Raw genomic sequence first — 19,311 nt, 5'->3', positions numbered from 1 at the left:
AAGCTTTTAAATTACTTTCATTGCCTTACAAGTCTATAAATACAATTTTCAGAAAAACGGTAATTAAACTCTGGAGAGGTATTCTCCTGATCTTGTGTCAATCTTGATCACGTCGCCTTCGTTAACGAAAAGCGGAACCTGAACAACAGCACCTGTCTCAACAGTAGCGGGCTTAGTAGCACCTGTAGCTGTATCACCCTTGAAGCCGGGCTCTGTCTCAGAAATAGCGAGCTCTACGAAAAGCGGAGGCTCTACAGCAAAGACATTACCATTGTAAGAGTTGATCTGAACTGTCTCGTTCTCCTTAACGTACTTCATAGAATCGCCAACCTGATCCTTTGTAAGAGAAATCTGCTCATATGACTCGTTGTCCATGAAGTTGTAAAGATCACCATCAGCATAAAGATACTGCATATCCTTACGATCAATACGAGCTGCAGGGAACTTCTCTGTGGGACGGAAAGTTGTCTCCTTAACACCACCATTGATAATGTCCTTGAGCTTTGTTCTTACAAATGCTGCGCCCTTACCGGGTTTAACATGCTGGAATTCTACTATCTGACATACATTGCCATCGATTTCGATGGTCATACCGTTTCTGAAATCACTTGCAGAAATCATAAAAATCCTCCTAATATATACAAATCAAACAACTACCTAATATTATACTAATGTTCAATTTTTTTCAACACCTTTTTTTGAGAGAATCTTTCATTTCTTAGGCGTTTCTATGCAATAATCTATTGCTTCGAGATATCCGTTAAGCCCATGTCCGTATATCTGCTTATCACAGGCAGGTGCAGTAACTGAATTTGCCCTGAAATCTTCCCGCTCCTTAATATTGGAGATGTGTACCTCAACCTTGATGATATTTTCAAGGCTTTTAAGAGCATCATGGATGGCATAGCTGTAATGTGTATAAGCCCCCGGATTTATTACTATAGCTTCTGTTCCATCAAAATAGCATTCCTGAAGCTTATCAATGATAGCGCCTTCGTGATTTGACTGCCATGTTGTTATTTCGCAGGCTGTAAGCTTTGCCTTATCCTCTATCATCTGCAGTAAGTAATTATAGTCTTCTTTTCCGTAGATGCTTTTTTCCCTGATGCCAAGGAAATTTAAATTTGGTCCGTTAATGACAAGTATTTTCATGGTAAGCTCCGTTCAAAATAAACAATTTATTATTCATCATAAACTATCTCACAGCATAAGCTCTATTATCTCGTTTGCGACCTGATCTATGGTCTTATCATCCGTATCAATCTCAAGATCGCAGGCCGCCTTGTAAACATCTCTGCGCGCTTCCTGAAGCTCTTTTATTTTTCCCAGTACGTCATCCGCTTTAAGAAGTGGTCTCGATTTATCACCCTTTACTCTCGCGTAAACAGTATCGGGTTTAGCTTTTAAAAACACCACCGTTCCTATTTTCTTAAGGTATTCACGATTTTCAGGCTTAATGGGTAATCCTCCGCCAACTGAAAGAATTATATGCTTTCTATTTTCCTCTGCGAGTTCCTTAACAAACTCTGTCTCCATATCACGAAAAGCACCCTCTCCCTGTTCCTTGAAGATGGTATTTATTGTAGCTGACTGCATCTGCTCTATCTCAGCATCCGAATCAAGCATCTCATAGCCAAGTATCTCACATAGTCTTACAGCAACTGAGCTTTTACCGCTTCCCATAAAGCCTGTAAGAACTATGCTTCTGCCCTCCATGAGTTCACCCAGGAGCTTGCCATACAGCTTACTGCAAACAGATTCCTTTATTCTTACACCATTCCACATTTCATAGGCATCAATTCCCTGATAAAGAAGCATTTTCAGACCGGATATGCACTTTGCACCCGCTTCTTCGCAGAGCCTTAAAAATCTGGTATTTAGTGGTCTGTATACCGCATCAAAGCCTATCTCCACCTTTTTATAGAAATCAGGATCCTCAATTACTGCATTCTCAGCATTTGGATACATTCCAACCATTGTCATCTGGAGGCATATATACTTCCTGTCATCCGGAAGTTCCTTATATTTACCGAGCTCCATCGGCTTTGCAACATCTTTTCCAATGTAACTGTTCACATCCTCGCAGAGCTTTTCAGCCTTTTCCAAGGTGCGATTTAAAACAAAAATCTCAGCTGCTCCTTCGCTGGCTGCAAGAAAAGCTGCCGGTCTTGAGACACCGCCTGCTCCAAGAATTACTACAGGTTTTCCAAGCATATCTACACCGGCCTCACGCAGCGACCTGTTCAGTCCGGAATAGTCTGTATTATATCCTCTGAAGCCATTTCCATCCTGAGTTCTGACCAGGGTATTTACAGCGCCTATTCTCTCTGCAACAGGATCTATTTCCTCAAGAAAGGGAATAACTGCACTCTTATGCGGAACTGTAACATTCAGCCCCAGTACATCAAGTGCAAGAGCCCCTTTTACAGCTGCCTCAACATCTTCTCCCTTTACTTCAAAAGGAACATAGACCATATCTGTATCGGTAATATCATTTAATGTATTATGTATCGCTGGTGACAGAGTGTGATGCACCGGATTTCCAATGAGTCCGCAAACCCTTGTCGTCCCCTTTACCTCTCTTTTCATACCGGCCTCCCATAGCGCAGGATTGCGCATTTTTATTGTGTATTATCGCTTATGCTTTTTAATATGTCTATGGTAAAAAAATAATACTATGGACTCAAGATACCTTTTCAGAACAATCTGTATCTCTTCCTTTTTATCAATCTGCCCAACGAGGATAGTATGCATCCCGACTCTGTTGGCTCCCCAGACATCAGTGAATATCTGATCACCTACAAAAAGCGTATTTTCAGGTGTAGTTCCCATTTTCTCCATTGCCTTCATATAACCCTTAAGCATAGGCTTACCGGCCAAATGGATGTACTCTGCCTCCACTGCCTGAGCAAAGGGAGCAACTCTGGGCTCCTTATTATTTGATAACAGAAGAGTCTTAAAGCCAATATCGTGAAGTTTATCAAAAAGCTCTATTGCTCTGTTATCTGCAGGTGCACCATGAGGAACAAGTGTATTATCAATATCAAAGATAATACCTCTGTAGCCTTCATCATAATAATTTTCAAATGGAATTAAATAAGTTGATTCCGAGGTCTCACTCGGATAAAGTAAATGTCTCATAGAAAGAACTATACCATATTAGAGCAGCCTTCTGCCACACTTAACTTATGAAAAAAGATAATGTTCATTCACATAAGTCAATAAAAAGAAAAAACGGACAGAAATGAATTTCTGTCCGATAAGTGCTGAATCTTATTTAGTCCAGCTGAAGTACAACTCCGTCCTCATCACTGGATATAACCTTCGCATTCTGCAGTTTTTCTGCTCCGCTGATGACCTTGCTTCCAACGAAGTACTGATACTCATGAAGAACTGAATCCTTCTCCATATCCATAACTGCCTTCTGCATTACGCTGGACTGTATACCGCCAAGATCTCCAAGTCCCGAAAGTGAACTGTCTCTATTCTGACTCTCTGCAGACCGAATCCCCTGATACCTGTCATTCATATAAGAATTGCCAAAGCTATCTATTCTCATATGCCCCTCCTCTCTTCATACGCTACCATTTTACACGAAAGCATAGGGCAAATCAATTATCTGGCTTCATTCATGAATGTATTTCGGTATATAGTTTCAAAATCTTTAGGGTTAAATGAAATTTTTGTTTAATATTACCGTATCCCTGCTGCGCTGAGGAGTTCCTTTGTGTATTCACTCTGTGGATTCCTGTAGACATCATGCGGAATCCCGTATTCCCTGATTGTTCCTTCCTTCATGATAGCAACATGGTCACAAATCTGATAAATAACTCGAAGATCATGGGATATAAAAAGAATAGTTATCCCGTATTCCTGGTGAAGCTGCCTTAAAAGCTGAAGAATCTGGGCCTGTATCGTCACATCCAGAGCTGAAACAGGTTCGTCTGCAATAATCACCTTAGGAGATCTCATAAGAGCAACTCCTATACTGACTCTCTGCCTCTGTCCTCCGGATAGCTGTGACGGATATCTTTCAAGCAATTCCTGTGGAAGACCTATTGCCTTCATTATTTCAAGAACCTTATCTTTTCTCTCTTTTGGGGTCCAGTTTTTCTCCTTATCCACTCTAAGCGGTTCCTCCAGGAGCCAGCCTATTTTTTTACTTGGATTAAGGGATGAATAGGGGTCCTGAAAAACCATCTGCGTGTCAGTATATTTTACTGATATCTCGCCTTCAATATCCTTGTTCATACCGACAATAGCCTTGGCAAGAGTAGACTTTCCGCATCCGGACTCACCTGCTATTCCAAGAATTTCTCCCTCGTAAACATCGAGGGAAATCCCTTTTAAAACCTGTTTTTTTCTCTTTTTGCTAAAGGGGCTTTTTCTATGATTTTTATAATAAACCTTCAGATCCTTTATCTGAATTACCTTTTCCTGTTCCATATATCAACCTTTAAGATCATCATCGCCTAAATCAATCTGAGGGATTGCTGCAATCAGTTTCCTTGTGTAGCTCATTTGGGGATTCTTAAAAATCTCCTCAACACTTCCCGTCTCTACAATATTGCCTTTTTGCATAACAATTACGCGCTTGCAAATCTGCCTGATAAGTGACAGGTCATGGGATATAAAAATAATCGCTGTTCCCTTTTCCCTGTTCATTTTTCTCAAAAGCTCCACAATCTGTGCCTGAATCGTCACATCCAGTGCGGTTGTAGGTTCATCTGCTATAAGTATTCTGGGTTCTCCTATCATGGCAGCAGCAATCATTACACGCTGTCTTTGCCCTCCGGATAATTCATGGGGATACCTCTCATATGGTCTCTCGAGATCGCCAAGTCCAACGGCTGTCAGCATCTCTATCGCTCTGCGCTTTCTCTCTTTTTTATCCAAATCCTTATGATGGATTCTCAAGGATTCCTCTACCTGCCAGCCAATCTTTTTCACCGGATTAAGTGATGTCATGGGCTCCTGGAAAATCATGGAGATTTCATCTCCCTGATAGGACCTGAGCGTCTTTCTGTCGCAGGTAAGAAGATCTGTTCCATCAAACATTATTCGGCCTTTTTTTGTAAGCGCATGTCTCTTCAATAGTCCTGCAATAGCAAGGGCACTCATACTCTTACCGGAGCCGGATTCGCCTACAATTCCTACTATTTCACCCTCTTCAAGCATGAGATCAAAGTCCTCAACTACCGTCTCAGGCCTGTCATGATCATGAAATTCAATATGAAGATCGGTAACGTCCAATATTACATTTCCCATAGATTACCTTCCTATATAGTGAAGTTTTGTTCTCCTCTGTAAAGCATCTCCCCAGACTCGAAAGCACCCACTAAGTTATTACTTGATTCTCTTTATACCTTCTCCAAGGAAGGAAAATCCCAAAACCATCAAAACAATGACAACACCGATGCTGATTACATAACTGGGTCTGTTAAAAAGGTAGCCCTGAGCATCAGAGAGCATTTTTCCAAGACTTGCATGAGGAGGCTGAGCACCTATTCCCAAAAAGCTAAGGCCCGCTTCCGCAAGAACCGCATTGTTAAAACCAATCATCACTGAAGAAAGTAAAACTCCTACTGTATTAGGCAGTATGTGAACAAAAATGATTCTTATATCAGATACCCCCTGAAGTCTTGCAACTTCTACATAATCCATGTTTTTACATCTAAGGAACTCTCCCCTTACAATTCTGGCAAAGCTGGGAATGAATGATATTCCCAGGGCTATGGCAACCTGATAAGTGCCTGTACCAAAAAGACTCACGAATACAAGCGACAGCAGAATACTTGGAAATGCAAGCATGGCATCAATTATTCTCATGGTAATTTCATCAGCAATTCCGCCAAAATATCCGGTAAGTGCTCCGATTATAGTTCCGATTCCGGCCCCTATAATAATTGTAAATGTAGCAATGGCAACGGTAATTCTGCTACCGTACATAACCCTGCTGAATACATCGCGCCCCATGTTATCGGTACCCATGATATGTTTTAGGGAAATGCCCTGGAGCTTGGCGGATGCATCCATCTTAGTAGGATTGTAGGGTGTATAAAAAAGTCCCACAATTACCATAAGTAGCATAAGTCCTGTAATAATAGCTCCCAGCAGCAGAAAGGTATTCCTTTCTCCGGTGGCCTTATTCTTTTTAAAAAGCGAAAAGAATTTTTTCATCATTCCTCCACCTCGATTCTGGGATCAATAATTCTGTAGATAATATCAACCAAAAGGTTAATAACAAGCACCATTATTGCAATGCCCATAATAATGGCCTCAACTACCGGATAATCGCGGTTATTTATAGAAGAAAGAAGTATACGGCTCACTCCGGGAATACCGAAAACCTGCTCTATTACTATACTTCCTGCAACCATGTCTGCCAGAGCCATTCCCATAAAGGTTATAACGGGAATCATGGCATTTTTCAAAACATGAAGATAAAGGACTGCATTGGTGGTATTACCTCTGCTATAGGCCGTTCTCGTATAATCCTTACCCGCTTCCTCAATAACAGAGCCTCGAAGGAGCTTTGTTGCCATCGCAGCCTTTGGAAGGGCTATGGCAAAAGCCGGCAGAATCAGGTATTTCAAAAATCCATGCAAATCCTTTGTATATGATACAAAACCTCCAGGCGTAAAAATCTTTAAAATAACACCAAAAAAGAAGGTCAATAATATTCCTGAGAAAAATGGCGGTATAGCCATTATGATCTGGTTAATAACCGAAATGATATGGTCGATTATTCCATTTTCATACTTTGCTGTATATATTCCAAGCGGAATTGAAATAATAACCATGATAACAAAAGACATTACCGCAAGGGTAAGTGTGATCGGGATTTTTTCTGCAAGCATACCTGCAACCGGTACCTTGTAATCATAGGAAGTTCCCATATCCCCCTGCAAGAATGAAGTAAACCAACGAAAATATCTAACGAGAAGGGGATCGTTGAAGCCCATCTTCTCTCTGTACTGAGCTATAAGTTCGGGCGTAGCTTCTGTGCCGAACATTCTTGTGACCGGATCTCCGGGTATTAAACTAAAAGCAAGGAACACGCACAAAGATACAACAATTAAAGTAAGCACCATGCTCAAAACCTTTTTCAGTATATATCTCATATGCGTGTTCCTCGTATTTCAATTAGTTAGCAGGCTTAATCTTTGCGAAATCCTGCGCATAAAGCGGATAGAATGTATATCCTGTAAATTTCTTGTTAAGTACTACGAACTCGGGAAGATCCTGAATGTAAACATTTGCAGCCTTCTCTGAGAGAATCTTCTCACATTCCTTGTAGTTCTTAGTCTTCTCATCATCATCAGTAGCTTTTATGGCTGCATCAAGTGCAACATCATAATCAGCGTCACTGAAGTTGATGAAGTTGTTGTGTGCATCGGATCTGAATCTGCTAAGAAGCGCATAAGCTGTAAGTGTTGATGCGTCTACACCGATTACGGTTGACTGGAAATTACGATTAGTATAAACATCATCAAGCCATGAATTCCACTCAACCTCCTGGATAGTAGCGTTAACACCGATCTCCTTAAACTGCTCAACAAGTACCTGTGCTGTATCTACATGCTGTGTGTAGTTTGAAGGAACAGTTATTGTGAAATCAAATCCGTTCGGATATCCTGCCTCTGCAAGAAGTTCCTTTGCCTTATCGATATCCTGATTGTAGGTATCGTTAAGTGATGCATCAAAATATTTTCCAAATGAAGGGAACATACTGCTTCCGATCTCGGTTCCCTTACCATCTGATACAAAATCCATGATAGTCTGAGGATCAATTGCATAGCAAAGAGCCTGGCGCACCAATTCATTATCAAAAGGCTTCTCTGCATTGTTCAGATAAAGTGCCTGAACAAGATTCATTGTTCCTTCGTAGACATCAAATTTGTCTGAGAGCTGAGCCATCTGTGCAGATGTGATACGTGGATACATATCGATTGAGCCACCCTCAAGATCCATCACAACTGAATCAGCATTTGCCTCTATCTTGAGTGTGATGTCCTGAATATATGCAGGCTCTCCCCAATACTCATCAAACTTTGTAAGTATTACATTCTCCTGGGGTGAACGTGATACAAACTTGTAAGGACCTGTTCCGATAGGATTTCCTTCGGGATCCTCATTTGAAGCAGGAATAATAGCCACAATCATGTAAGCCAAAAATTCTGTGTTTGCTTCCTTAAGTGTCAGTACAATTGTGGAGTCATCCTGAATCTCGACTTTATCGATATTAGAAAATGCCGATATCAACGGATCTGTTCCATCGGTACCGGCATTGCGCTCTATTGAATATTTAACATCCTCTGCCGTAACCGAACTTCCATCATGGAACTTAACTCCATCTCTGAGTGTGAAAGTATATGTCATTCCATCTTCAGAAATTGTGTAATCACTGGCTAAAGCAGGCTGAAGATTACCGTCCTGATCAGGCTTTACAAGTCCCTCAAATACATTAAACAGTATCTCTCTGGTTCCCGCCGCTTTTGCCATGTGCGGGTCCATACTGTCGATATCCTGGGGAATACCTATGGTAATCTTAGAAAGATCATCTGCTCCTGCGGTGCTGTCTGCGGTCTCCGTTTCACTGTTCTCGCTTGAACTAGCGGTTTCGGTCGCATTTGTCACATCCGGGGTAGACTCCTCTGCCTTTTTACTTGAGCATCCGCTCAATGTAAGAGTCAGTGTCGTTAACACAACCAGAATAGAGGAAAGACTTCTCCTTCCAATACTTTTCTTCATCATGTTACAATCCTTCTTTCTGTATGTAGTTTTTATGGTGCCTATAAAACTATACGTAAAGAAGTCTCATATGTCAATGATTATTGTTCTCTTTTTAACAAAGGTGTACTTTTATCTGTAGCGTCGGTAATAACGCCCTCTTCTTCCTTCTCAAGGACAATCTTAAGTTCATCCATAAAGGTATTAACATCCTTGAATTCGCGATATACAGAAGCAAACCTTACATAAGCAACAGGATCCAGGTTCTTCATCTTCTCCATGCAAAGCTCACCAATGATTCTGCTTGGAATTTCCTTCTGTTCAAGATTAAATACTTCTGTCTCCACTGCGTCAACTATAGCGGTAATCTGTTCCGCACTAACAGGTCTCTTATGACATGCTCTGAGAACACCGGCTTCAATCTTAGCGCGATTGTAGGGTTCACGATTGTTATCCTTCTTGATAACAATAAGCGGAATCGTTTCAACCTTCTCGTAGGTTGTAAATCTCTTTCCGCACGAATCGCAGACACGTCTGCGCCTTATAGAGGTGTTTTCATCAGCAGGTCTGGAATCAATTACACGAGTGTTGTCTTTACCGCAAAAAGGACACTTCATAACATTAACCTTTCTGTGCAATATGCACACCTATATTTAGGGTCTTGACATTTTACCCACACAAGTTATTGTAACATTATTAATCGCAATTTTCCATAATAATATCGCAAAATCACGCATAAAATATAGAAAAAAGCAGCCACTATAGCAGTGACTGCTTTCAAACATCGTAATTATTTTACTTTTTCTGTAAGAAATCCGGAATCTTAAGGCTCTTAGCCTCTACTGAACTCCTTACCTCAGGTGTACGATTAAGACCTGATGTAGTAGGTCTTGTCGGCTGAGGTGTAACCGGCTTCTGCGGCTGAGCAGCCTGAACCGGACGAAGTGTGTCAATTGTCGGTTCCGGAGCAACAGGCTGTACCTGCGGCTGAATCTGCTGCACGTGCGGCTGAGGAGCCACATTCGGTGTTACCTGGGCAGCTGTGGGCTGCTGAGGAGCACTGACAGGCTTGGATACCGGTCTGGCCGGCATAACATTTGCCTTATCGTCGATACCTGTAGCAATAACAGTAATGTTACATGTATCAGACATAGACTCATCATACATAGCACCGAAGATGATATTAACATCATCACCTGCAAGATTTCTAATATAATCAGATGCAGTTGAGGCATCCATAAGTGTGATATCACCGGATACATTGATGATAACATTGGAAGCTCCGTCAATCTTAGTCTCAAGAAGAGGAGACTCAACAGCCATCTTGACTGCGTCAGCAGCTTTATCATCACCCTTACCGGATCCAATACCGATATGAGCAATTCCCTTATCCTTCATTACAGTCTGTACATCAGCAAAGTCAAGGTTGATTACTGCCGGTACATTGATAAGGTCTGTGATACCCTGAACTGCCTGCTGAAGGACTTCATCAGCCTTCTTCAAAGCATCGGGCATAGTTGTACGTCTGTCAACTATCTGTAAAAGCTTATCGTTAGGAATAACGATAAGAGTATCCACATTATTCTTGATGGTATTGATACCTGAAAGTGCATTCTGCATACGAACACGAGCTTCAAACGCGAAAGGCTTTGTAACAACACCTACCGTAAGAATACCCATATCCTTAGCAATACCGGCAACAACAGGAGCCGCACCGGTACCGGTACCGCCACCCATTCCACAGGTAACAAAAACCATGTCAGCGCCCTTGAGAGCTTCTGTGATTTCTTCCTTACTCTCCTCTGCGGCCTTCTGACCGATTTCAGGCTTAGCTCCAGCACCAAGTCCCTTGGTCAGCTTCTCGCCGATCTGCAAAAGCTTGGGTGCCTTGCAAAGCTGCAAAGCCTGCTTATCCGTATTAATTCCGATGAATTCTACACCGGAAATACTTTCTTCTACCATTCTATTTACAGCATTATTACCTGCGCCGCCTACCCCAACAACAATAATCTTGGCGCCGGATTCAGCCTCATTTGACTTAAGTTCAAGCAAGATAGTGCTCCTCCTTCATAACCTAAAACTCCTACAAGCCATTTTATAATTATTTTATACAATTTACAACCTAGAATATTATTTTTTTTCTTCAAAAGTTATATTCTGAGTATTCTCATCATATTCTGACATATCCAGGATGCCGCTTTTTCCTTGGAGTTCTGGCAAAATGTATTGTAATTGTATCACTTTTTCATCTATGTTGTCATTAGTTCCAAGACTAACTTCTACATTTTCAAAGTAAACATATAAATGAAAATTACTGTCAAAGAAGATTTTATCTGCATTCAGGTCATATTTATTAAGCAGTTGAGTAATATCAAGTATCTGCGCAAACACATCTTCATTCTCAACAGGAAGCTTCTCATGAAGAACAATATACTCAAAATTCAGCCCGAGCACAAGAGGAACATCGTCCGAAGGTTCTTCTGAAGTCTCTACCACGTACCCATTCCTGTCAAAATATATGTATCTGTCAAGATATTTTACATAACCTGCGACAGCCTTTTCATAGACATTAATTCTTACGGTATGCGGATCAAGAACCTCCACATCCATTTTTTCAATAAATGATATACCCGTAATGTCTTTATTTTTATATTTGAGCGACAGATAAATAGAATTTTTGCTGAGATTATCCGTCATTATCATGTTCATTATTTCTTCATCAGTGTAATGAATATTTCCTTCCACATACACTTTAGTAATAGTGTAGTTTTTGGAGACATACAAAAATGCCGAAAATAATCCTATCAGGATTACAATCAGCACAGCACCAATAATAAACAGGCTTTTATGAAGAAAAAACAGCTCCCCAAAGGTCTTTCGAGGAGCCTGTACTCTTTTTTTTATTACTCTTCTACGTTTTTTTGCCATTTAGTAAAACCTTCAGACTTCAATATGCCTTGCAACATTAAATACAATACCAATCTCTGTCAGCAGGAAAAGAATCGCTGTTCCACCATAGCTGATAAACGGAAGGGTAATACCGGTGTTCGGAATTGTATTGGTCACAACGGCAATATTAAGTATTACCTGGATTGATATATGAGCCATAACTCCGATAACAAGGAGTGCGCCATACATATCAGGTGCATTCTGCGCTATGATCATCATTCTGTAAATGAGAATAACGAACATAAGCATTACAGCAATAGCACCGACAATCCCAAGCTCTTCACAGATAATTGAAAAGATCATGTCATTTTGAGCCTCAGGAATAAATCCAAGCTTCTGCATGCTCTCTCCAAGGCCTTTACCAAATAATCCTCCGGAACCTATCGCATACAAAGACTGAAGCGTCTGATATCCCTTATCATTAACATAAGCCTCAGGATCAAGCCACGCAAGGATACGGGCAAAACGGAAATTCAGCTCACTGTGATATCCCGCCTTTACTATAAGTGCCACAATTCCTCCGGCAGCAGCTACAAGAAATGTTACTATTGCAATAAACCTTCTATAACCGGGTGTTGCAACAAAAAGCATAAGAAAAGCTATTCCGAAAATAATGATAGCAGAGCTTAAGTTTTTCGTTATACGCCACACAAGCAGGCATACAGGGACAGGCATTCCAAGCACTATCCAAAACGCCTTGGGATTAATAATCCCCTTTCCAAGCTTACTGATAAAGGTCGCAAGAACTATGATCATGGCAAGCTTCGCAGCCTCTGCTGGCTGTATTGATATGCCAAGGATTTTTATCCATCTTCTTGCACCGTTGACCTCTAATCCAAGAGGCGATTTTACCAGCAGAATAAAAACCATGGCGAGCACATACGCCAATGTTGCAACTTTTTTATAAAAATGGTACGGAATCCTTGAAACAAATATCATAAGTCCGATTCCAAGAGCCGTAGGAAGAAGCTGATGCTTCAAATAATAAGCGGAATCCCCCCACTTAAGTCTCCCGTCGTATGAACTTGTAGAATATAGCATTACAAGGCCGAAAACCAGCAAAAAGAGCACCACGAATACCATGCTGTAGTCAACGTAGGCATCCTTTTTCACCCTTTTCTTCGTAATCTCCCGGTCCATAGCCCTGGCAGAATATCCCCCTGCTCTTGCTGACCCGGCTGTTCTTGCCATTCCTGCAGCTTCCATAAGCACTCCCCCTTACAGACTATTTACATAATCCTTAAACTCTTTCCCTCTTACTTCATAACTGGGGAACATATCCCAGCTCGCACAAGCAGGCGATAAAAGTACCGCTTCGCCTGATACTGCATTATCACTACAAAACTTAAGCGCATCTTCATAAGTTTCCATGAAAACATAATCATTGAAACCGTGTTTTTTTGCGCATTCTGCTATTTTTTCCTTTGTAACACCGATGAGAACAAGCTTTTTCACCTTGCCATCGAAGGCTTCAATCCACTCATCATATTCACTGCCCTTATCATAGCCTCCTCCAATGAGATACGTAGGCTTGCACATAGCCTTTATGCCCTGTATTGCAGCATCAGGATTTGTGCCCTTTGAATCATTGTAGTAATCAACTCCATTCTTGGTCGCAACAAACTCTATACGATGTTCCACAGCCTTAAAGGACCTTACAACAGAAAGGATTGTATCAAGCGGAACTCCCATAGCCATGCCCATAGCAATGGCAGCCATAACATTTTCATAGTTACATGTGCCCACAAGGTTCATCTCGTGAACGTTCATTATCTTTCTGGTCTCGCCGTTTTCTCCGAGCATAATATCTTCACCATCAAGATAGAAGCCCTCTTCAAGCTTTTCCTTTGATGAAAAGAGTACAACCTTTGCAGGGCATCTCCCCGCAAAATCCCTGGTGTATTCGTTATCATAATTGAGGACACAGGTATCATCCTTCGTCTGGTTGTTTGTGATATTCTCCTTCATGGATGCATAGCATTCCATTGTATGATGCCTGTTAAGATGGTCAGGTGTAATGTTGAGTATAGCTGAGACTTTAGCATGAAAATTCTCTACAGCTTCAAGCTGGAAGCTGCTGATCTCACCTATTGAAACCGTGTCATCAGTCATCTCCAGTGCTCTCTCTGCATATGAATATCCTATATTTCCAACAACATAGGTTGATGAAAAATGTGCCTTCATTATATCGCCGACAAGCGTGGTTGTGGTTGTTTTACCATTGGTGCCGGTTATGGCAACAAGCTGGCCCTTTGCAAAATTAAAAGCAAGCTCTATCTCACTCCAGATTGGAAGTCCTGCTTCCTTAAGACGCATAATCAGAGGAGAATCAAGAGGCACCGCGGGACTCGGGACAACAAGTACAAGTTCTTTAATGACATCATCCGCCAGTTCTCCTATTATAATCTCAGGTTCCGCACCTTCGTAGTCACCCAGCTTTTCCTTTACTGTTTCTGTCGTCACCTTTGTATTTTCATCAAAAATCACAGGCTTTGCGCCTACTTTTCCAAGAAGTCTGGCACTTCCTATACCGGAAATCCCGGTTCCTATTACCAGTACTTTTTTATTTATTATGTCTTTTGCGTTCATATTTATTCCTTTTTAATTGTTATCTTCTTCCGGAGGATTGTAGTCCGGGAGTCCATCTCCGCCAATTGAATGGCCATCCTCAGGATTTATCAGGTCGCCTGTTTCCGGGTCAATATAATACCCCGTTTCTTCGTCTATTTCAAACGACTTCCAGACAGGTTCACTGTTCTCATCATTTGTTGTCGAAAGTTCATCCTCAGGTATTTTCTCCCAAATACCCTCGTCTCCTTCGCTGTTTTCAGAATTTTCGCCATTCTCACCGTCAGCATTTTCAGAATTATCACCATCTGATGCTTCCTGCATAACAGGATTACCATCCTCATCCAGTACAGGATTACCGTCCTCATCAAGAAGCGGTGTTCCACCTTCGGTTTCTATCGGATTACCGTCTGCATCCACTGTGGCTTCACTCTGCTGAGCAGCTGACATCATTATTTCTTTTTCCCTGAGTTCATCAAGCTCTGCCTGTTCTTCCTCTGTAACAGGTTCTGTCATGGGAATATTGAGGTAAGGCAGCGCTTCTGTGAGCACTTTTCTTACAACTCTGGTTGCAAACTTGGCGTCCGCCTGATCCATTGCGTTAGGTCTGTCTACTACAACATAGATTGCTATCTGAGGGTCATCAGCAGGAGCATATCCCATGAAGGATACGACATACTGGCGGTTTTTACGCGGTATAGTCTCTGCTGTACCTGTTTTTCCGCCAATCATATATCCTGCAGGTCTTGCGGTTTTACCGGTTCCTTCATCTCCGGCAACAACCTGATTACAGTACTGAATAATCTTCTCAGATGTAGACTCTGAAATTGTCTGTCTGAGCACTCTGGGTTCAATACTTTTTACAGTAGCACCCGAAGAATTAAGAATCTTACTGACAACATGTGGTTCGTAGTATTTTCCACCATTCACAAGAGAGCTGAATGCCGTGATCATCTCGATCATATCCACATTGAAGCCCTGGCCAAAGGTTCCGGTAGCAAGCTCTGATGAGCCCATATCCTGTGCTGCGTATGTGAGTCCTTCTGTTCTTGCTTCTCCTGCAAGATCAACATTGGTTTTAAGTCCAAAGCCAAAGGATTTCTGGAACTTTGCAAAGGTATCTGCACCGATGACCTGTCCGATTTTCATCATGGCAACGTTACAGGATATCTCGATTCCTCGCTCAACTGATACAGCGCCATCACCAAACTTGTTATGGCAGTATATTTTATGACCACCAAACTCCATGTATCCGGTACAGTCATAAACTTCGTTGCCTGTAATGCATCCGGACTCCAATCCCGTTGCTACGGTAAAAGGCTTTGCAACTGAACCGGGCTCGTATGTATCAGAAATACAGAAATTTCTCCAAAGAGCGTTGAGATTCCACATTTTTTCCTCATCACTCATCTCATCAATCATCTGCTGAGTAATGTAAACGCCGGAGTCATATATGCTCTCGCCTGCAATTTTCAAACCTCTCTCATCCACTCTGGGCATTCCGATAAGGTTGTCAGTGTTCTTAGTATCATTCAAATCGAACTTAGGATAGCTTGCCATTGCAAGGACATCACCATTGTTAACATTCATGATGACGCATCCGATATTGTTGGCGCCATTCCCCTCACGAAAAGCATCCTTGTAGGTATCATTGAATTCCTGCAGATATTTCTCAACTATACTCTGTAGGTTGCCATCAATTGTTGTAACTATGCTGTTACCGTCGGTTGCAGGAATTGTCGTTCTCTCTAAGTTGGAATCCTCATCAATATAACCATATGTACGGCCATTGCTTCCGCTAAGTGTGTCATTGTAATACTCTTCAAGTCCAAAGATTCCGTTATTATCACTTGTTGTAAATCCTATAACATCACATGCCATGGAACCGTTCGGGTATTTTCTTACGTAGCTTTCCTCAAACCAGACACCCTGAACATTTTCATCAAAGGTCTCGCTCCCCGGTGTTATCATAGTCTGAAAATCACTAATCTGATCATAGGTCAGCTGCTTGGCAAGTGTGTAATACTGTGAATCAGGATGTTCGGATATATAATTTCTTATTTCACCCTCATCAAACGCAAACTGCTGTACAAGTGCATTCACCGTAGGATCCAGATATTTATTGTCTTTACCTGATAAAACAAGCTTTGCATCTAGGATTACGTTGTATACCTTCTCACTGTAGGCAAGAACAGTCCCGTTAGCACCAAGTATTTCCCCACGTCTGTAGGGAATTGTACTGGAATCGTACTTTTGCTGTGACAGAACCTGCTTTTCATATTCCTTGCCGTTATCCCTGTTTATAAGGATAAGTCTGATACTCAAACCAACAAAAGCTGTCAGTACTATCACAAACAGCACTGCCAGCTTTTTTTTCATTCCTATCGTAAATTTTTGTGCCTTACTTTTTCTCTTTCTCATAACTTCAATTTCCGTCCGGTATAGGAGCCAGCTGCCTTACATAGTCATTTCCGCCACCATCGGAATATGTTATGATCTGCCCCTCCGTCGCATAAGTCATGCCATACTCTCCTATGGCTATGCGTTTAATCTCCTCCAAATCAAGACTGCTTACAGCCTTGTTATAAGCTTCGTCATTGTCCTGCTTCAGGGTATTGAGCTGAGCCTCGAGAATTGAAACCTGTTTCACGCTCGCTGTTATATCTGCCTGAAGAGTTATATACCATGTCAGTATAATACCTGTAGCCAAAACTGCAAGTGACAAAAATAACAAATATCCAAAACTCATACGATGAGCTCTTCTTTTTGCCTGTGCGCGTTTTTGCACATGAAGAGGCATTTCCTCCCGTCTTCCGGGTTCATTCAGTTTTCTTGCAGTATTTCCGTATACGTATCTCTTTTCCATAACCAGTTCCTCTTTATTACTTTGGCAATTTTATTATTTGAATCAGAATGTAATTGTGCGTTTTGCCTAAAGTAATATCAGTGCCCCCACGACAGTTTTATGACTGAATATCCGCGGTCAGCTCCCCCCGACTGCCCTGATTTTCCTGTTCTTTATGCAGTCTTTGTCCTTTCATTCTTTTATTTTTTCAAACACTCGAAGCTTTGCACTAGCGCTTCTCGAGTTTTCTTCCAGTTCTTTTTCAGACGGAAGTATTGGCTTCCTTGTTATCACTTTTCCCTTTGATTTCTTGCCACAGACACATATCGGTATCTCTGGCGGACAGGTACAGGGATTTTCATTTTTCCTGAAGTTATTCTTTACAATTCTGTCCTCAAGAGAATGAAATGTTATCACACATATTCTCCCACCCGGAGCCAGAAAATCTATCATTCCGTCCAGCGAATTTTCAAGAACATCAAGTTCTCTGTTGCAGGCTATTCTCAGCGCCTGGAAGGTTCTCTTCGACGGATGTCCTCCCTTTTCTCTCATCCTCGCAGGTATTGCAGCCTTTATTATCTCGTTTAATTCAAAGGTTGTTTCAATAGGCTTCTCACTGCGCCTTGCAACTATGTGCTTAGCAATGTTCTTGGCAAATTTGTCTTCGCCGTAATTTCTTATAATATGGAAGATTTCCATTTCGGAAAATTCATTGACAATTGTTCCGGCAGTCAATTCCTGCCGTCTGTCCATCCTCATATCAAGCGGGGTATCGAATCTGTATGTAAATCCTCTCTCCTCGTTATCAAGCTGAAATGATGAAACTCCAAGATCAAGAAGTATTCCGTTTACATGTTCTATTCCAAGCTCTTTTATTCTGCTTACAGCGTTTTCATAATTGTCACGAATAATGGTAACTCTGTCCTTATAAGGTTCAAGTCGCTCTGTAGCAGCCTTTATGGCATCTTCATCCTGATCAATTCCGATAAGTCTTCCTTTATCAGACAGCTTTGCCGCAATATGGCTTGAATGTCCTGCCCCGCCCAATGTTCCGTCAACGTATATTCCGTCAGGATCAATATTCAGATTTTCAATCACCTCATTAAGAAGTACTGAGTAGTGTTTGAATTCCATATTGGTTGCTTCCTTATTATTTGCGTTATCTGCAATCCGGACTACTGTACTTATCTAAGCCATGCTCCAGGCTCGAAATGCTTCGCATTCCTCGCTGGAGGGCATCCGCCCTATATTTCCGGAACAATCAGTATCCCGGCTTGCAAGCAATCCGGACTGTTGATTGTTCCGGAAATGCATGGCTTAGATACTTAATCCATATTCGCTCATTTTAGCTGCAATGTTATCAATGTCATCAAAGGCAGTAGCTTCTTCCCATTTCTCCTTGCTCCAGATCTCAACGCGGTTGCCGACACCTGCGACAATTGCATCTTTTTCAATAGAAGCATGCGTAAGCCAGTTTGCTTTCAGAAGAATTCTTCCCTGCTTATCAAGCTCAACATCATCGGCTCCCGCCATAAAGAATCTTCCTAACTGTCTGGCACCGGGTATATCCATAGGCAGCGCTTTGAGTTTCTCCTCAAAAGCATCCCAGCCTTCCTGGTCAAACGCAAAAAGACATCCATCAAAGCCCTTCGTTACGACAAACTGCTCTCCCAAGAGTTCGCGAAACTTGGCCGGGATGATCAGTCGTCCTTTTGCATCGATTGAATGGCTGTATTCGCCTTTGTACGCCTTTCCCATAGTTTCTCACCGGTTTATGTGGTTGCTTTTTGGTGTGTTAATTTATTTGTACCACTTTCCACCACTTTGTGACACTTTTTACCACCTATATGTATAATATACTATTTTTTTTCATTTAACAACCTCCCGGAAATGGCATATGGACTGATTTCATGCGCAAAAAAGCCTCTCACCGTCCGGTGGGAGGCTCGCCCATACAAGATATTGTGGTCTGATTATTTTGAGTGGCATATGTTGCTTTTGAGGTCTTTTTTGGAAATTTGTGATTTTTTTATAAACTTGTAATAGTCAGGGAGCCTATGTTGTTACTTCGGTTTGATTGGTTTAAATGGCTTCATTGTCCTGATTGGAGGTTAGGGAGATTTCTGAATTTTTGCATTTCTACATTTTCTGGGGAGATATTTTCCTTCGTACCCTGATTTCTCTTTATTTTCTATTTTTCAGGGTAGTTATTTTTT

The 19,311-nt window shown here is 41.5% G+C and carries 19 protein-coding genes; all 19 read right to left on the bottom strand.

Annotation, left to right across the window (positions count from 1 at the left end):
• Positions 1–63 precede the first annotated feature (63 nt).
• Positions 64–621 carry an elongation factor P gene (gene efp, locus G602_RS0123565; RefSeq protein ID WP_026661230.1) on the bottom strand — a complete coding sequence of 186 codons (558 nt, stop codon included), beginning with the start codon at positions 619–621 and terminating at the stop codon, positions 64–66.
• A 90-nt stretch (positions 622–711) separates the two neighbouring features.
• Positions 712–1,152: a type II 3-dehydroquinate dehydratase gene (locus G602_RS0123560; protein ID WP_026661229.1), complete on the bottom strand. Its 441-nt coding sequence runs from the start codon at positions 1,150–1,152 to the stop codon at positions 712–714.
• Between the two features lie 48 nt (positions 1,153–1,200).
• Entirely contained in the window at positions 1,201–2,589 is a 1,389-nt protein-coding gene (aroE, locus tag G602_RS30755; RefSeq protein ID WP_026661228.1) for a shikimate dehydrogenase, read from the bottom strand.
• Between the two features lie 42 nt (positions 2,590–2,631).
• A complete protein-coding gene (locus tag G602_RS0123550; RefSeq protein ID WP_026661227.1) occupies positions 2,632–3,141 on the bottom strand; it encodes a YqeG family HAD IIIA-type phosphatase in 510 nt (169 codons plus the stop codon).
• Between the two features lie 136 nt (positions 3,142–3,277).
• Positions 3,278–3,559: a hypothetical protein gene (locus G602_RS0123545; protein ID WP_026661226.1), complete on the bottom strand. Its 282-nt coding sequence runs from the start codon at positions 3,557–3,559 to the stop codon at positions 3,278–3,280.
• Between the two features lie 134 nt (positions 3,560–3,693).
• Complete coding sequence (locus G602_RS0123540) at positions 3,694–4,446, bottom strand: ABC transporter ATP-binding protein (protein ID WP_026661225.1); 753 nt, start codon at positions 4,444–4,446, stop codon at positions 3,694–3,696.
• A gap of 3 nt (positions 4,447–4,449) precedes the next feature.
• Positions 4,450–5,268, bottom strand: a complete 819-nt coding sequence (locus G602_RS28270; protein WP_049945452.1) for an ABC transporter ATP-binding protein — start codon at positions 5,266–5,268, stop codon at positions 4,450–4,452.
• Positions 5,269–5,346: 78 nt separating this feature from the next.
• On the bottom strand, positions 5,347–6,180 hold the full coding sequence (locus tag G602_RS0123530) for an ABC transporter permease (RefSeq protein WP_044933511.1): 834 nt from the start codon (positions 6,178–6,180) through the stop codon (positions 5,347–5,349).
• Positions 6,180–7,124, bottom strand: coding sequence for an ABC transporter permease (locus G602_RS0123525; RefSeq protein WP_026661223.1), 945 nt, complete (start codon positions 7,122–7,124; stop codon positions 6,180–6,182). The genes G602_RS0123530 and G602_RS0123525 overlap by 1 nt, the downstream gene beginning before the upstream one ends.
• 22 nt (positions 7,125–7,146) lie before the next feature.
• Positions 7,147–8,757 carry an ABC transporter substrate-binding protein gene (locus G602_RS0123520; protein ID WP_049945451.1) on the bottom strand — a complete coding sequence of 537 codons (1,611 nt, stop codon included), beginning with the start codon at positions 8,755–8,757 and terminating at the stop codon, positions 7,147–7,149.
• Between the two features lie 77 nt (positions 8,758–8,834).
• Complete coding sequence (gene nrdR / locus G602_RS28265) at positions 8,835–9,350, bottom strand: transcriptional regulator NrdR (protein ID WP_044933508.1); 516 nt, start codon at positions 9,348–9,350, stop codon at positions 8,835–8,837.
• A gap of 178 nt (positions 9,351–9,528) precedes the next feature.
• Entirely contained in the window at positions 9,529–10,785 is a 1,257-nt protein-coding gene (ftsZ, locus tag G602_RS0123510; RefSeq protein WP_026661221.1) for a cell division protein FtsZ, read from the bottom strand.
• A 78-nt stretch (positions 10,786–10,863) separates the two neighbouring features.
• A complete protein-coding gene (locus tag G602_RS0123505) occupies positions 10,864–11,661 on the bottom strand; it encodes a cell division protein FtsQ/DivIB (RefSeq protein ID WP_026661220.1) in 798 nt (265 codons plus the stop codon).
• A gap of 12 nt (positions 11,662–11,673) precedes the next feature.
• Positions 11,674–12,888, bottom strand: a complete 1,215-nt coding sequence (locus tag G602_RS0123500; RefSeq protein ID WP_330369252.1) for a putative peptidoglycan glycosyltransferase FtsW — start codon at positions 12,886–12,888, stop codon at positions 11,674–11,676.
• Between the two features lie 12 nt (positions 12,889–12,900).
• Positions 12,901–14,271: a UDP-N-acetylmuramoyl-L-alanine--D-glutamate ligase gene (gene murD / locus G602_RS0123495; RefSeq protein ID WP_026661218.1), complete on the bottom strand. Its 1,371-nt coding sequence runs from the start codon at positions 14,269–14,271 to the stop codon at positions 12,901–12,903.
• A gap of 12 nt (positions 14,272–14,283) precedes the next feature.
• The gene (locus G602_RS28260; protein ID WP_044933505.1) at positions 14,284–16,671 is read right to left on the bottom strand and encodes a penicillin-binding transpeptidase domain-containing protein; all 2,388 of its coding nucleotides are present in this window, start codon (positions 16,669–16,671) and stop codon (positions 14,284–14,286) included.
• Between the two features lie 4 nt (positions 16,672–16,675).
• The gene (locus G602_RS0123485; protein WP_026661217.1) at positions 16,676–17,116 is read right to left on the bottom strand and encodes a hypothetical protein; all 441 of its coding nucleotides are present in this window, start codon (positions 17,114–17,116) and stop codon (positions 16,676–16,678) included.
• Positions 17,117–17,287: 171 nt separating this feature from the next.
• Positions 17,288–18,229 (bottom strand): 16S rRNA (cytosine(1402)-N(4))-methyltransferase RsmH, encoded by a 942-nt coding sequence (rsmH, locus tag G602_RS0123480; protein WP_026661216.1) that lies wholly within the window; start codon positions 18,227–18,229, stop codon positions 17,288–17,290.
• A 183-nt stretch (positions 18,230–18,412) separates the two neighbouring features.
• A complete protein-coding gene (mraZ, locus tag G602_RS0123475; RefSeq protein ID WP_026661215.1) occupies positions 18,413–18,853 on the bottom strand; it encodes a division/cell wall cluster transcriptional repressor MraZ in 441 nt (146 codons plus the stop codon).
• Positions 18,854–19,311: the final 458 nt, after the last annotated feature.

It is taken from the genome of Butyrivibrio sp. AC2005 (assembly GCF_000424145.1).
Taxonomy (GTDB): Bacteria; Bacillota; Clostridia; order Lachnospirales; family Lachnospiraceae; genus Butyrivibrio.
This window is presented reverse-complemented; position numbering and strand designations above follow the sequence as displayed.